Raw genomic sequence first — 14,276 nt, forward strand, 5'->3', positions numbered from 1 at the left:
TGCTTCTGATCCCGGCAGCATAGAGCATTTCCGTTTCCGATGGGTACCGGAGGTGCCGGCGAATTCGGTGTTTCTGAGTGGCCTTCATCGAAGGTTGCCATATTCGATCAACCCTGAATTCGGTTGATTGCATGACCTGTCTGCGCAGAATGCTCATGCGCCGCGGCTCCGATGTCCGGACCTTCGCGCGCCGCCTCGCTCGCGCCGAGGGTGGCTGGCGCGTTGTGGCGACGGAGGCCGGAAACCGATGGGCAAGGGCGACGACGATCTGAATGATTATGCCTCGCCGGCCTGCCTGCTGCATGAGGTCGATCCGGCCTATTCCGGGTTGACGCCGCCGTCGCGAAATGTCGGGGAGAACCTGCCCGAGCCGAGCCTGATGGAATGGCGGCGGTCCGAGCGAGCGCGCTTGATCGCAGCCCGCCTGGCGATGTCGGCGCGCACGCGAAACGCGCTTGCGCGTCGGATCGCCGGTCATCTCGACGCCCTGATCGGCGATCCCGCCGGCGTCCTCGTCAGCGGCTACTGGCCGTTCCGCGGCGAGCCGGACCTGCGCGACTGGTTCCGCGATCTGCGCGAGCGCCGCGGTCTGGCTGCCTTGCCGGTCGTAGTCGAGCGCGGCAAGCCCCTGCTGTTCCGGCTCTGGCGCAAGGGCGAGCGTCTGGAGCGCGGCGTCTGGAACATCCCCGGGCCGGCCGCGGGCGAACCGGTCTTCCCGCGGATCGTCATCGCGCCCCTGGTCGGCTTCGACGCGCAGGGCTACCGGCTGGGCTATGGCGGCGGCTTCTTCGACCGCACGCTTGCCGCCCTGCCGTCCGCCACGATCGCGGTCGGGGTCGGCTACGAGATGGCGGAGATGCCGACGATCCACCCGCATGGCTTCGACATCCCGATGCGCCATATCGTGACGGAAAACGGCATCAGGTCCCACGGCGGAAAGCGGGATCGAGAGCCTCCGTTTGACGCCGGCCCGATCTCCCCATAAGCCTGAGCGCGACGGTTCCCTCACGGGATCAAAAGGGAACGCGGTGCGGGTGGCGAGCCACCCCATGCCGCGGCTGCCCCCGCAACTGTAAGCGGCGAGCCTTTCGCCATACGCCACTGGGGCCTCGGACCTGGGAAGGCGGCGAAAGGCAACGACCCGCGAGCCAGGAGACCTGCCGTCAGCCGTGGTCACACGCGGACACGTTCGGCCGGGGTGCGCCGATCGCTGATTCGACCGTTCGCCGTCTATCGTACGGCTGATGGGAGATCGCGTTCGCGGTGACGTGCCACTGACGTCAACGCCCGAGGTCTCCATCGTGAACGTCTTCCTTCCGGCCGCCGGACGCGGCCGCCTGCTGCTCTCCGTGTCCTGTCTGACCATTGCCGGCGCTGCAGCCCCGGCTTTCGCCCAGAACGCTCCCGCCACGATGGCGCTCGACGAGATCGTCGTCAGCGCCACGGGAACGCCGACGCCTGCCCGCGAAGTCGCGAGCGCCGTCACCGTCATCACCGCCAGGAATATCGAACAGCAGCAGCGCCGCACCTTGCCGCAGGCACTCGCCGCCGTGCCCGGTCTCAACATCGTGCAGACCGGTGGGCCGGGCGGCCTGACCTCGGTTTTCATGCGCGGCACCAACTCGAACCACGTCAAGGTGCTGATCGACGGCATCGAGGCCAACGATCCTTCAGCCCCGAACCGCTCCTTCGATTTCGGCTCGATGCTGACCGAGGATATCGAGCGCATCGAGGTTTTGCGCGGTCCCCAGAGCGGCCTCTATGGCGCGAATGCGCTGGGCGGCGTGATCTCCGTGACCACGAAGCGCGGCGAGGGACCACCGAAGATGACGGCGCGCGTCGAAGGCGGGTCGCACGGCAGCTTCAACCAGTCCCTCGGCTTCAGCGGCGGCGATGCGCGCTTCAACTACGCCTTCAACGCCAGCCATTTCCGCGCCGACGGAACCGAGGTGACGCCGCCGAACCTCGTGCCACCCGGCCGCCGGATCAACCCGAACATCTTCGACAATTACAGTTATTCAGGACGCCTCGGCTTTGCGCTCACCGACACGCTGACGCTGAACTGGGTCGGTCGCTATCAGGACGGCCAGTTGCGCTATACCGGCGACACTGGCTTCCCGAGCAAGCCCTCGCCCTATCGCTCCCTGCAGAACTATGCGCAGGCCTTCACCCGTGGCGAGGTAGTCTGGGACCCGCTCGCCGGGCGCTTCGTCAACACCTTCGGCGTCTCCTATTCGCGCCAGGACAGGGGAACGCGGACGGCGTCCGCCACGACCGGCCTGCTCGGCCTGCCCAATCAGAGCCTCGGCGAGCGCACCAAGCTCGACTGGCGCGGCAATCTCGAGATCACCAAGGGCCACAACCTGATCATGGGCCTGCAATATGAGCGCGAGCGTCTGGACACGACGAACCTCATCGCCTCGAACGGCAACAAGGCCGCCTGGCTCGAATACCAGGGCAATATCGAGGATCGCTATTTCCTGGCGGCCAATATCCGCCGCGACCATGACGACAGCTATGGTGGCCATACGACGTACCGCATCGCGCCGGCCGTCATCATTCCCGGCACGGAAACCAAGCTGAAGGCGAGCTACGGCACCGGCTTCAAGGCGCCGACGCTGAGCGAGCTCTTCATCGATTACCGCCCCGGCTACAACTTCTTCGGCAATCCGAACCTGAAGCCGGAGGAAAGCCGCGGCTGGGATATCGGCTTCGAGCAGCCGCTCTTCGACAAGCGCCTGCAATTCGGCGCGACCTGGTTCCAGAATGACATCGACAACCTGATCGTCACCAATGTCACGCGCGATTCCTACGCCAATATCGGCAAGGCCAGAACGAAGGGCGTCGAGGCCTTCGCCGCGCTGGAAATCTCGCCCCAGTTCCGCATCCGCGCCGACTATACCTTCACCCTCGCCAGGGACGAGATCGCCCGGCAGGAACTGCTGCGTCGGCCGCGCCACAAGGCGAGCGCGACCGCGACCTGGACGCCAACCGACAGGCTCAGCCTCTCGGCGACGCTGATCCATATCGGCTCCTGGGTCGACGGCAATCGCGACTTCTCGGTCCCGCGCATGCGCGGGAAGGGGGCGACGCTGGTCAACCTCGCCGCTGAGTACAAGGCGACCGACAAGGTGACGGTGTTCGGGCGGGTCGATAACCTCTTCGACAAGCGCTGGGAGAATCCGGTCGGCTTCCTCGTGCCGGGCCTCAGCGTCTTCGGCGGTATCAAGGTGGCCATCGGCGGATGAACCGGCCTCTCGTCCTGCGTCGTCTATGCGGCGTGTGCCTCTCCATCGCGCTCTCGGGCGCGGTGGCATCGGCCGCATCTGCGGTCGAGCGCCCGGCCCGCATCGTCTCGCTCAACATGTGCACGGACGAGCTCGTCCTGCGCCTGGCCGATCCCGAGCGGATTGCTTCGGTGACATGGCTGTCGCAGGACCCGCGCAACGCCAACATGGCGGGCGCCGCCCGCCTGATACCGGCCAATCACGGGCTTGCCGAGGAAGTCTTGGGCTTTCACCCCGATCTCGTCGTCGCCGGCGCCTATACGACGCGCGCCACGGTTTCGCTGCTCGGGCGGGTCGGCGTCGGCGTCAGGGAATTCGGCGTTCCCCGCAATCTCGCGGAGATGAAGGCGCAGATCACCGAGATGGCCGATGTTCTCGGTGAGCCCGCCCGCGGGCAGGCCTTGCTCGCGGGGATCGAGCGGCGCTTGCAGGCCCTGGCCGCTCGGCGTGTCGAGCGGCCGTTGCGGGCGATCGTGCTGCGTCCCAGCGGCTTCACGGTCGGCCGCGGCTCGCTCGTCGACGAGATCCTGACCCGCGCGGGCCTCGTCAATATCGCGGCCGAGCTGGGCGTCGAGAGCTATGGCCAGATCGCGCTCGAAACCGTGGCGCTCGGCGGTGCCGAAATCCTGATCCTGAACGAGACGCCGGACGGCCCGCCGTCTCTGGCGCACGAGATCCTGCACCATCCGGTGATCGATCGGCTTGGCGACCGGCTGAAGCTCGTCGCTCTGCCGTCGCGGCTCTGGACCTGCGCCGGCCCGAGCGTGCTCGACGCGATCGAATTGCTGGTGCGTGCCGTGGAGGAGAAGCCATGACGCCGGACGCTTCGCCTGGCATCAGGCCGGCGCCGCTGCTGGGATTGCTTGCCCTCGCCACTCTGGCGATGACCGCGATCTCCATGGCCGTCGGCTATGCACCATTGGCGCTCGGCCCGGCGGTGACGGACCTCCTCGCGGGGCAAAAGAGCCTGCCGGCGCTCGTGCTTTATGAATTGCGTCTGCCGCGCGCCCTGCTCGGCGCCCTCGTCGGTTTCAGCCTCGGCATGGCCGGCGCGGCGATGCAGGGGCTGCTGCGCAACCCGCTGGCCGAGCCCGGCGTGATCGGCATCTCCAGCGCGGCGGCCTTCGGTGCCGTCCTCACCTTCTATAGCGGGCTCTCCGCCAGCCTTGCGCTCGCCCTGCCGCTCGGCGGCATCGCGGGAGCACTCGTAGCGACCGTGACCCTCTTCATCCTGCTTGGCCGTGGCGCCAGCACGACCACGCTGATCCTCGCAGGTGTGGCGCTGAACAGCTTCGCGGGCGCCGCGACCGCGCTCGCCCTGAACCTGGCGCCCAATCCTTATGCGGCGCTGGAAATCGTCTTCTGGCTGATGGGCTCGCTGGCGGACCGCAGCATGAACCATGTCGCGCTCGCGCTGCCATTGATGCTGATCGGCTGGGTTTTGCTGGCCTCGACGGCGCCGGCGCTCGATGCGCTGAGCCTCGGCGAGGACACGGCGGCCAGCCTCGGCTTCGATCTCGGCTGGTTGCGGGCGCGGTTGATTGGTGGGGCGGCTCTCGCGGTCGGCAGCGCGGTTGCCGTGACCGGCGCGATCGGCTTCGTCGGGCTCGTCGTGCCGCATCTCTTGCGCCCGCTGGTCGGTCATCGGCCGGGCCGGTTGCTTGTTGCGAGCGGCTTCGGCGGCGCCATCCTCGTGCTGGCGGCCGATATCGGCGTCCGGCTCATGCCGGTCCGACCGGAACTCAAGCTCGGCGTGGTCACCGCGCTGATCGGCGCGCCCTTCCTCTTCGCGCTGGTGCAGCGCCTGCGCCGGGAGGCCTTGTGATGGCGATCACGGCGTCCGGCATCACGGTTTCGCTCGGCGGCAAGCCGATCCTGCACGAGGTCGATGCCCAGGTCCGGCCGGGCGAGGTGCTCGGTCTGATCGGTCCCAACGGCGCCGGCAAGACGACCTTGCTGCGGGTGCTGGCCGCACTGCTCACGCCAGACTGTGGCGGCGTCGATTACGACGGCGCCTCGGCGCGCGCGCTGGGGCGAGCGGCACTGGCGCGGCGCATCGCTTTTCTGGCCCAAGGCGGTGAGGCGCCGGGGGCGCTTTCCGTCGAGGCTTTGGTCGGGCTCGGCCGCTTGCCGCATCGCCGCCCCTTCGCCGAGTCGGGGGATGCGGATCGACAGGCGATCGCGCGGGCATTGGCGCTTTGCGACGTCACCGGCTTTGCCGGTCGCGCTGTCGGCACGCTCTCGGGCGGGGAGCGTCGTCGCGTCCTGCTGGCGCGGGCGCTCGCGGTGGAGGCGCCTTATCTCCTCGCGGACGAGCCTCTGGCAGGGCTCGACCCTCAGCACCAGCTCGACACCTTGCAACTGCTACGCAGGATCAGCCGTGAGGGCAGCGGAGTGGTCGTCGTGCTGCACGATCTGACGCTCGCGGGCCGCTTCTGCGACCGGCTCCTGCTGCTCGATCACGGTCGCCGGGTCGCCGACGGAGCGCCGGCGGACGTCCTCGACGATGATCGGCTCGCACAGGTCTTCGGCATTCACGCCTTGCGCAGCTCCCAGGCCGGCGAGTCCTTCCTGCTGCCCTGGCGGACGCTCAACAATGAAAATGCGCCTTGAAGGGTGCCGATATCGACAGGACTCCAAACAGGCGCTACCTCCACTGCACGGCTAACGGGGGCGGGACCGGGGAATGCGTGGGGCAGGGGCAGGGGCAGGACTGGCTGGCGCGCTCATTCTCTTCTTCGCCCGCTTCATCACGGCCGTGCGCGGCCGTTGGGCGGGCGTCGAACCCACCGACGAGCAGCGGATCTACTTCGCCAACCATGCCAGCCATGGCGATTTCGTCCTGATCTGGACCGTGCTGCCGCGGCGCATGCGCTTCACGACCCGGCCGGTCGCCGGGAGCGACTACTGGCTGAAAGGCAGGTTGCGACGCTTCATCGGGTGCGACGTCTTCAATGCCGTGCTGATCGATCGCGATCGCGGCAGCCGAACGAGCGACCCAGTCGCGCAGATGACCGAGGCGCTCGACGCCGGCTCCTCGCTGATCGTCTTCCCGGAAGGCACGCGCAACACCACCGATGCCCGCCTGTTGCCGTTCAAGAGCGGCCTGTTCCATCTGGCGCAGGCGCGGCCGGACGTAGCGCTCGTGCCGGCCTGGATCGACAATCTCAACCGCGTCATGCCCAAGGGCGAATTCGTGCCGATCCCGCTGATCTGCACCGTCACCTTCGGCGCGCCGCTGCGCCTCACTGAGGGCGAGACCAAGCAGGATTTCCTGGCGCGGGCGGAAGCCGCTTTGCTCGCCCTGTCCCCGAAGGCGAACGCGTCATGACCATGCCGCATCCCGATCTGGTGGCCGTGCTCGCCGGCATCCTCGGCGTCCTCGTCCTCGCCTCCACCATCGGCTTCGTGCTGCAGCGCAAGCTCTCGCCCGATGGCTCCAATGCCGTGGTCGAGAATCTGAACGACCGCATCCGGGCCTGGTGGATCATGGTCGTGCTGATGGGGCTCGCGCTGATCGGCGGCAAGACCGGCGTAACCCTGCTCTTCGGCTTCTGTTCCTTCGCGGCCTTGCGCGAATTCATCACATTGACCGATACGCGCCGGGCCGATCATTGGGCGCTGGCCGCGGCTTTCTTCGTCGTGCTGCCGGTGCAGTACTACCTGATCTGGATCGAGTGGTACGGGCTCTATTCGATCTTCATCCCTGTCTACGCCTTCCTGCTGATGCCGATCATCGCCGCGGCGCGTGGCGATACCGATCATTTCCTCGTGCGCATTGCCGAGGTGCAATGGGCGCTGATGATCTGCGTCTTCGCCACCTCGCATGTGCCGGCGCTGCTCAGCCTCGACATCGCTGGATACGAGGGGCGCAACGTCTTGCTGATCGCCTTCCTCGTCATCGTCGTGCAGATCAGCGACGTCCTGCAATATGTCTGGGGCAAGCTTCTAGGCCGCACCAAGATCGCGCCGAAGCTCTCGCCATCGAAGACGGTCGAAGGCTTCGTCGGCGGGGCGCTCAGCGCGACCGCGGTCGGCGCCGGCCTGTCCTGGATGACGCCGTTCACAGCCCTGCAGGCCGCCTTCCTCTCGCTCGTCATCGTTCTGCTGGGCTTCTTTGGCGGGCTCGTCATGTCGGCGATCAAGCGCGACCGCGGCGTCAAGGACTGGGGCCATCTGATCGCCGGCCATGGCGGCTTCATCGACCGGCTCGACTCGGTCGTGTTTTCCGCGCCGATCTTCTTCCATCTCGTCCGCTACGGCTGGTCGGCTGTATGAGCGGACCGCTCGCGCGCCTGATGCGGAGCAGCATCGTCCATGTCGGCTTCGCCTTCCTCGCCATGGGCGGCTGGGCCGCCTTCGCCAACCGCGCCCATCCGATGCCGGCGCCGCTCCAGGCCGGGCTGCTGCAGGGCGCGATCTCGGCGACGATCACGCTGGTCCTGAAACGCGCGATCGAATATCTCGCCAGCCGCTTCTCGGGCCTCGCCGCCTTGCTGGCGCCACCTGTGATCGCCGGCCTCGTCTCCGCCAGCCTGCTGACGATCCTGCACATGGTCAGTGGCACGCCCGAGATCGCGAAGACGATCGCCGTGCCGCTGACCGTCGCGACGAGCTACGCCGCGCTCTACAATTATTCGCTCTGGCGCATCCGGAAGGCCTGAACCATGGCGCAGGACGAGAACCGCCGCCCGCTCGCCAGCCGCGATTCCGGCTGGGCCCGCACGATCGCCCGCAAGCTGAGCACGGCTTCGGTGACGCCGAACCAGATCTCGATGGCGAGCATGGTCATGGCGGCCGGCGCAGGCATCGCCTTCTGGCAGGCGGGCGCAGCTAGCGGCGGTTCCCGCGTCGCTCTGTTGCTGGCAGCCGCGCTGTTCTGCCAGTTCCGATTGCTCTGCAACCTCTTCGACGGGATGGTGGCGATCGAGGGCGGCAAGCAGGAGCCTGACGGGCCATTCTGGAACGAGTTCCCGGATCGCGTCGCCGATATCCTGATCTTCGTCGGCGTCGGTTACGGCGCAGGCGCTCCGACGCTGGGCTGGGCGGCGGCAGCCTTTGCAGTGCTGACCGCCTATACCCGCGAGCTCGGCCGCAATTGCGGCCTGCCGGCCGATTTCTCTGGGCCGATGGCCAAGCAGCATCGCATGGCGGTGATCACGGCGGCGGCCGCGCTGTCGCTGGCCGAGCCGCTCTGGAGCGACCACAACCAGATCCTCGGCGGAGCGCTCTGGCTGATCGCGATCGGTGCTGCCATCACCGCGATCCGGCGCGCCGCGAACAGCGTCCGCAAATTGCGCGCCGGCTGACGTATCCCGCCGATCTCAGATCGACTCGATCAGCAGCTTGCGCGCCGCATCGACCGTGAGCTCCACCGGGTTGCCGCCGGTCGAGGGGTCCGCCACGGCCGCCTCGGCCAGTTCGTCGATCCGGTCGGTGCCGACGCCGAGCGCGCCGAGCTTGTCGGGGATGCCGAGATCGGCCCGCAGCTTCAGCACGAAATCATAGAAGCCGTCGAAGCCGCCGGGAATGTCGAGATAGGCGGCGGCGGCCGCGATCTTCTCCTCGATCGCCGGGCGGTTGAAGCGCAGCACCGGCGGCATCACAACCGCGTTCGTGGTGCCGTGATGGGTATGATAGACAGCGCCGACCGGGTGGGAGAGCGAGTGGATCGCGCCCAGCCCCTTCTGGAAGGCGACGGCACCCATCGCGGCGGCAGCCATCATCTGTGTGCGCGCCTCGATATCCCCGCCATCGGCATAGGCACGCGGCAGGTAGGTCTTCACCAGGCGCATGCCTTCGAGCGCGATGCCCTGGCTCATCGGGTGGAAGAACGGCGAGGAATAGGCCTCCAGGCAATGCGCGAAGGCGTCCATGCCGGTGCCTGCGGTGATCGCCTTGGGCATGCCGACGGTGAGTTCGGGGTCGCAGATCGTCACGCCCGGCAGGAATTTCGGATGGAAGATGATCTTCTTGGTATGGGTCTGCGAATTGGTGATGACCGAGGCGCGCCCGACCTCGGAGCCGGTCCCGGCCGTGGTCGGCACGGCGACGATCGGCGCAATGCCCTCGACCGAGGCGCGCGTCCACCAGTCGCCGACATCCTCGAAATCCCAGACCGGACGCGTCTGGCCGGCCATGAAGGCCACGCATTTGCCGAGGTCGAGGCCGGAGCCGCCGCCGAAGGCGACGACGCCATCATGCCCGCCGGCCTTGAAGGCGCGGACGCCGTCGTCGAGATTGCGCTCGTTCGGGTTGGGGTCGACATCGGCGAAGATCGCCCGGCCGAGGCCGCCGGCTTCGAGAATGTCGAGCGCGTTGGCGGTGATCGCCATGCTCGCGAGCCCACGGTCGGTCACCAGCAGCGGCCGCTTCATGCCGAGCGCCTTGCAGTGATCGGCCAGTTCCCTGATCCGCCCGGCGCCCAGCTTGACGGCGGTCGGATAGCTCCAGTTCGCGGTGATCGGCATCAGCCAGCTCTCTTCAGATGGTAGGATTTCGGACGGGTGAGGTTGTGGAAGCCGATGACCGAGAGCGAGCCGCCCCGCCCGGTCTCCTTGACGCCCGTCCAGCACAGGGCCGGGTCGAGATAATCGGCGCGGTTCATGAAGACGGTGCCGGTTTCCAGCTCCTGCCCGAGCCGGGCGGCGCGCTCGGCATCGCCGGTCCAGAGCGAGACGGTGAGGCCGTATTTGGAATCGTTCATCAGAGCGACCGCCTCGGCATCGTCGCGCACTTTCATGATGCCGACCGCCGGGCCGAAGGTCTCCTCGCGCATGATCGTCATGGAATGGTCGACATCGACCAGGATCTGCGGCGCGAGATAGGCGCCGCCATCGTCCTGCGGGAAGAGTTTTGGATCGACCAGCGCCCGCGCGCCCTTCGCGGTCGCCTCCGCGATCTGCTCGCGGACGACCTGCGCGAAGCGCTTATGCGCCATCGGACCGAGCGAAGTCTCGGGATCGAGCGGGTTGCCGAGGCGGTAATTCGAGACCCAGGCGACCGATTTCTCGACGAAGGCATCGTAGAGGCTCTCATGGACGTAGATGCGCTCGATGCCGCAGCAGCATTGCCCTGAATTGAAGGTCGCGCCGTCCATCAGCGTGTCGACCGCCTTGTCGAGATCGGCGTCCTCCATGACATAGCCGGGGTCCTTGCCGCCGAGCTCCAGCCCGATCCCGGTGAAGGTGCCGGCGGCGGCGCGCTCGATCGCCTGCCCGCCCGCGACCGAGCCGGTGAAGTTGATGAAGTCGAACTGCCTGTCGGCGATCAGGCGCGACGAGGTCTCATGGTCGAGGAAGACATTGGCGAAGACATCCTCCGGCACGCCCGCCTCGTGGAAGGCGCGCGCCAATCGCTCGCCGGTGAGCAGCGTCTGGCTCGCATGCTTGAGGATGATCGCATTGCCGGCGATCAGCGCCGGCGCGACCGAATTGATCGCGGTCATGTAGGGATAGTTCCATGGCGCGATCACGAAGACGACGCCATGCGGCTCGCGCGCGATGGAACGCTTGAACGCCGCGCTGTCCTCGATGACGAGCGGCGCCAGCGCCTCGTTCGCGATCGAGGCCATGTAGTTCGAACGCTCGTTGAAGCCCTTGAACTCGCCACCATACTTGATCGGCCGGCCCATCTGCCAGGCGAGTTCGCTCACCACCTCCTGGCCCATCTCGTTGAGCCGCGCGACACCCTTGAGCACCAGCGCGATGCGCTCGTCGAGCGGGCGCTTCGCCCAGGTCTTCTGCGCCTTGCGGGCGCGGGCGACCACCGCCTTGGCCTCGTCGAGGCTCAGGGCAGGCCGCTCGGCATAGACCGAGCCGTCCACCGGCGACACGCATCGGATCATCGTCATTGTCACTGTCCGTCTGGCTGAAACAAGTTGATGGGAGGGAGCCGGGTCAGGCGCGTTCAAAACCGCGCTTCACTTCCCAATCGGTGATCCGGCGATCGTACTCCTCCTGCTCCCATTCGGCGGCGCGGACGTAGTGGTCGATGACGTCGTCGCCGAAGGCCTTGCGCAGCATGGCCGAGCCCTTCAGCGCCACGGTCGCGTCGCGCAGGGTCTTCGGGATCTCGCGGATATCCCGGCCGCCATAGGCATCGCCGACGAAGGCCTCTTCCAGCTCCATCTTCTTCTCGATGCCGTCGATCCCGGCGGCGAGCAGCGCCGCCATGGCGAGATAGGGGTTGAGGTCCGAGCCCCCGACTCGGCATTCGATGCGGATGCCCTTGGTCCCGGCGCCGCAGAGCCGGTAGCCGGCGGTGCGGTTGTCGGCGCTCCAGATCGCCTTGGTCGGTGCGAAGGTGCCGGCGACGAAGCGCTTGTAGGAGTTGATATAGGGCGCGAGGAAACCGGTGATGTCGGCGGCATGGGCGAGCAGCCCCGCCACATAGTTCCGCATCAGTGGCGACATGCCGTGTTTCGCCTGCGCGTCGAGGAAATGCGGCGTCTTGCCGTCGGCGCTCCAGAGCGACTGGTGGATATGCGAGGAGGAGCCGGCATGCGCGTTGCTCCACTTGGCGAGGAAGGTGATCGACCTGCCCTGCGCCCAGGCGATCTCCTTGCAGGCGTTCTTGATGATCGCGTGCCGGTCCGCCATGGTCAGCGCGTCGGCATAGCGGACATTGATCTCTTCCTGCCCGGCCGAAGCCTCGCCCTTGGAGTTCTCGACCGGGATGCCGGCGCCCTGCAATCCGTTGCGGATCGCGCGCATCACCGCCTCTTCCTTGGTCGTCTGGAAGATGTGGTAGTCCTCGTTGTAGCTGCTCGCGGTCTTGAGGTCGCGATAGCCGCTGGCGCAGGCGTTTTCATAGCTCTGGTCGAACAGGAAGAATTCCAGTTCGGTCGCCATATAGGCCTTGAGCCCCATCGCCTCGAGCCGTTTGACCTGCTTCTTCAGCACCGCCCGGGGTGAATGCGGAATGTCATGGCCGTGATGGTCCTGCACGTCGCAGAGGACGAGCGCCGTCCCTTCGAGCCATGGCACCCGGCACAAAGTCGAGAGGTCAGGCTTCATCGTGTAGTCGCCATAGCCGGCCGCCCAGCTCGTCGCCGCATAGCCGGCTACGGTTTCCATCTCCATGTCGGTGGCCAACAGGTAGTTGCAGCTATGTGTCTCGTGATGCCCGCTTTCGAGGAAGAAGGCGGCATGGAAGCGCTTGCCCATCAGGCGCCCCTGCATGTCGACGAGGCAGGCGAGCACCGTATCGATGCGGCCGGCGGCGACATCCTCTTTCAGAGCGTCGAGCGTGTAGGCTTGAGTCATGCCGGTCATCCATCCCCGATGCGCGATCTTCACACGGGAATGCGGCCGGCGGAATAGCCGGCTCGCATCCTGCCGCCTGAATATTCAAAGAGATTTGGCTTCACCCGGCGGCCATCAATTCCGCGGCGCGCTCTCCGACCATCATGGCCGGGGCGTTGATGTTGCCGGAGGGTATCGTCGGGAAGATCGAGGCATCGACGACGCGCAAGCGCTCGATCCCGTGCACCCGCAATGTGGCGTCGACGACGGCGTCGCTGGCGTCAGGCCCCATCCGGCAGGTCCCGCAGGGGTGGAAGACGGAATAGGCATTTGCCCGGATGGCGGCGACATTGGCCGCATCGTTGACGGCTTCCGGCCCCGGCCGGATTGCGGCATCGATCACGGCGGAGAGCGTCGGCGTTGCGGCCAAGCGGTGCAGGAAGCGCGCGCCCTCCAGCAGGATGCGGAGGTCCTCGGGCTCTGAGAGGTAGTTCGGCGCGATCTCCGGCGCGACAAGCGGATCGGGCGAGCGGATCGCGACATGGCCGCGGCTCAAGGGTCGGCAGGGCGAGACGCTCAGGCTGAAGCCGGGGAACGGATCGGGCTTCATCAGGGCGCGCACGCCGGGCACGGCGCGTTCATAGCTCAAGGGCGAGAAATAGAGCTGCATATCCGGCCGCGTCAGTTCGGGCCTTGTGCGGTAGAAACCGCCGCCCTGGTTGACGCTGAGCGCAAGCGGCCCGCGGCGGCGCATCAGATAATTCGCGGCCATGCCGATACGGGCCGGCCAGGACAGCAGCGCGTCGTTCAGGCTCGGCCGCTTCGAACGATAGACATGATCGTAGCAGAGATGGTCCTGCAGGTTCTGCCCGACGGCGGGGAGGTCGAGCAGCGGCGCGATGCCGTGCTTCGACAGGAGCTCCGCCGGGCCGATGCCGGAGAGCTGGAGCAATTGCGGTGTGTTGAAGGCCCCGCCGGACAGGACGACCTCCCTCCGGGCGCGAAAACGCAAGGTCTCGCCGCCGCGCTTCGCCTCGACGCCGATCGCGCGCCGCCCGTCGAACAGGATGCGCGTGACCTGCATGTCGGTTTCGAGCTTCACGCGCCCGCGCCGCCGCGCCGGATGCAGGAAGGCCCGCGCCGCCGATTCTCGCCGCCCGCCGCGCGTGGTGATCTGGTAGAATCCGGCGCCCTCGCTGGTCGCGCCGTTCAGGTCCGGGTTGAAGCGCAGGCCCGCTTCGCCGGCCGCCCTGACGAAAAGCGGGGTCAGCGGGTGGACTTCAGCGGCGACGTTCTCGACATGGAGAGGCCCCCCAGCGCCATGCCAGAGGGACGCGCCCAGCGCGTGGTCCTCCATGCGCCTGTAGGCGGCGAGCACCTCGGCCCAGCCCCAACCGGGATTGCCGAGCCGCTGCCACTCGTCGAAATCCTCGGCCTGGCCGCGGGCATAGACCATTGCGTTGATCGCGCTGGAGCCGCCGACGACCTTGCCGCGCGGCTGGTAGATCTCCCGCCCGTCCAGCTCGGCTTGCGGCGTGGTCCGGTACATCCAGTTCATGCGGCGATGGTAGAAGGTCTTGCCGTAGCCGATCGGCAGATGGACCCAGGGGCTGATATCGCGCGGCCCGGCTTCGATCACCAGGATCGAGCCTTGGCCGGCTTCGGCAAGCCGCCCGGCCAGCACGCAGCCGGCCGAACCCGCGCCGACGATGATCACGTCCCATTCGCTCAAGATGCTCTAGCC

The 14,276-nt window shown here is 67.2% G+C and carries 13 protein-coding genes and 1 riboswitch; of the genes, 9 read left to right on the forward strand and 4 right to left on the reverse strand.

Translation table 11 applies throughout. The features are described from left to right. Positions 1-247 precede the first annotated feature (247 nt). From FHT98_RS14900 to FHT98_RS14940, 9 genes are all read left to right on the forward strand, one after another. On the forward strand, positions 248-985 hold the full coding sequence (locus FHT98_RS14900) for a 5-formyltetrahydrofolate cyclo-ligase (RefSeq protein ID WP_142114503.1): 738 nt from the start codon (positions 248-250) through the stop codon (positions 983-985). Then, positions 981-1,179, forward strand: a riboswitch (cobalamin riboswitch). (Overlaps the previous gene by 5 nt.) 122 nt (positions 1,180-1,301) lie before the next feature. Continuing rightward, positions 1,302-3,248 carry a TonB-dependent receptor plug domain-containing protein gene (locus FHT98_RS14905; protein ID WP_248309229.1) on the forward strand — a complete coding sequence of 649 codons (1,947 nt, stop codon included), beginning with the start codon at positions 1,302-1,304 and terminating at the stop codon, positions 3,246-3,248. Beyond that, positions 3,245-4,102 (forward strand): ABC transporter substrate-binding protein, encoded by an 858-nt coding sequence (locus FHT98_RS14910; RefSeq protein ID WP_142114505.1) that lies wholly within the window; start codon positions 3,245-3,247, stop codon positions 4,100-4,102. Before FHT98_RS14905 ends, FHT98_RS14910 begins: the two co-directional genes overlap by 4 nt. After that, positions 4,099-5,112: a FecCD family ABC transporter permease gene (locus FHT98_RS14915; protein ID WP_142114506.1), complete on the forward strand. Its 1,014-nt coding sequence runs from the start codon at positions 4,099-4,101 to the stop codon at positions 5,110-5,112. The genes FHT98_RS14910 and FHT98_RS14915 overlap by 4 nt, the downstream gene beginning before the upstream one ends. After that, positions 5,112-5,900 carry an ABC transporter ATP-binding protein gene (locus FHT98_RS14920; RefSeq protein WP_142114507.1) on the forward strand — a complete coding sequence of 263 codons (789 nt, stop codon included), beginning with the start codon at positions 5,112-5,114 and terminating at the stop codon, positions 5,898-5,900. Before FHT98_RS14915 ends, FHT98_RS14920 begins: the two co-directional genes overlap by 1 nt. A 73-nt stretch (positions 5,901-5,973) precedes the next feature. Continuing rightward, a complete protein-coding gene (locus tag FHT98_RS14925; RefSeq protein WP_142114508.1) occupies positions 5,974-6,618 on the forward strand; it encodes a lysophospholipid acyltransferase family protein in 645 nt (214 codons plus the stop codon). Continuing rightward, complete coding sequence (locus FHT98_RS14930; protein WP_142114509.1) at positions 6,615-7,565, forward strand: phosphatidate cytidylyltransferase; 951 nt, start codon at positions 6,615-6,617, stop codon at positions 7,563-7,565. The genes FHT98_RS14925 and FHT98_RS14930 overlap by 4 nt, the downstream gene beginning before the upstream one ends. Beyond that, positions 7,562-7,951: a hypothetical protein gene (locus FHT98_RS14935; protein ID WP_142114510.1), complete on the forward strand. Its 390-nt coding sequence runs from the start codon at positions 7,562-7,564 to the stop codon at positions 7,949-7,951. The genes FHT98_RS14930 and FHT98_RS14935 overlap by 4 nt, the downstream gene beginning before the upstream one ends. Positions 7,952-7,954: 3 nt before the next feature. Next, entirely contained in the window at positions 7,955-8,596 is a 642-nt protein-coding gene (locus FHT98_RS14940; protein WP_142114511.1) for a CDP-alcohol phosphatidyltransferase family protein, read from the forward strand. A gap of 15 nt (positions 8,597-8,611) precedes the next feature. Here the strand turns inward: FHT98_RS14940 and FHT98_RS14945 are convergent, their stop codons facing one another. The 4 genes from FHT98_RS14945 to FHT98_RS14960 all read right to left on the reverse strand — a co-directional run bounded on the left by FHT98_RS14945 (position 8,612) and on the right by FHT98_RS14960 (position 14,264). Beyond that, positions 8,612-9,757: an iron-containing alcohol dehydrogenase gene (locus FHT98_RS14945; protein WP_142114512.1), complete on the reverse strand. Its 1,146-nt coding sequence runs from the start codon at positions 9,755-9,757 to the stop codon at positions 8,612-8,614. Then, positions 9,757-11,139: an aldehyde dehydrogenase family protein gene (locus FHT98_RS14950; RefSeq protein ID WP_142114513.1), complete on the reverse strand. Its 1,383-nt coding sequence runs from the start codon at positions 11,137-11,139 to the stop codon at positions 9,757-9,759. Before FHT98_RS14950 ends, FHT98_RS14945 begins: the two co-directional genes overlap by 1 nt. 46 nt (positions 11,140-11,185) lie before the next feature. Then, positions 11,186-12,553 (reverse strand): glutamine synthetase family protein, encoded by a 1,368-nt coding sequence (locus FHT98_RS14955; RefSeq protein ID WP_142114514.1) that lies wholly within the window; start codon positions 12,551-12,553, stop codon positions 11,186-11,188. A gap of 100 nt (positions 12,554-12,653) precedes the next feature. Further along, positions 12,654-14,264 carry a GMC family oxidoreductase gene (locus FHT98_RS14960; RefSeq protein WP_142114515.1) on the reverse strand — a complete coding sequence of 537 codons (1,611 nt, stop codon included), beginning with the start codon at positions 14,262-14,264 and terminating at the stop codon, positions 12,654-12,656. Positions 14,265-14,276 lie beyond the last annotated feature (12 nt).

Origin of the sequence: Allobosea sp. AK1, assembly GCF_006714945.1 — a bacterium.
GTDB lineage: Bacteria > Pseudomonadota > Alphaproteobacteria > Rhizobiales > Beijerinckiaceae > Allobosea > Allobosea robiniae.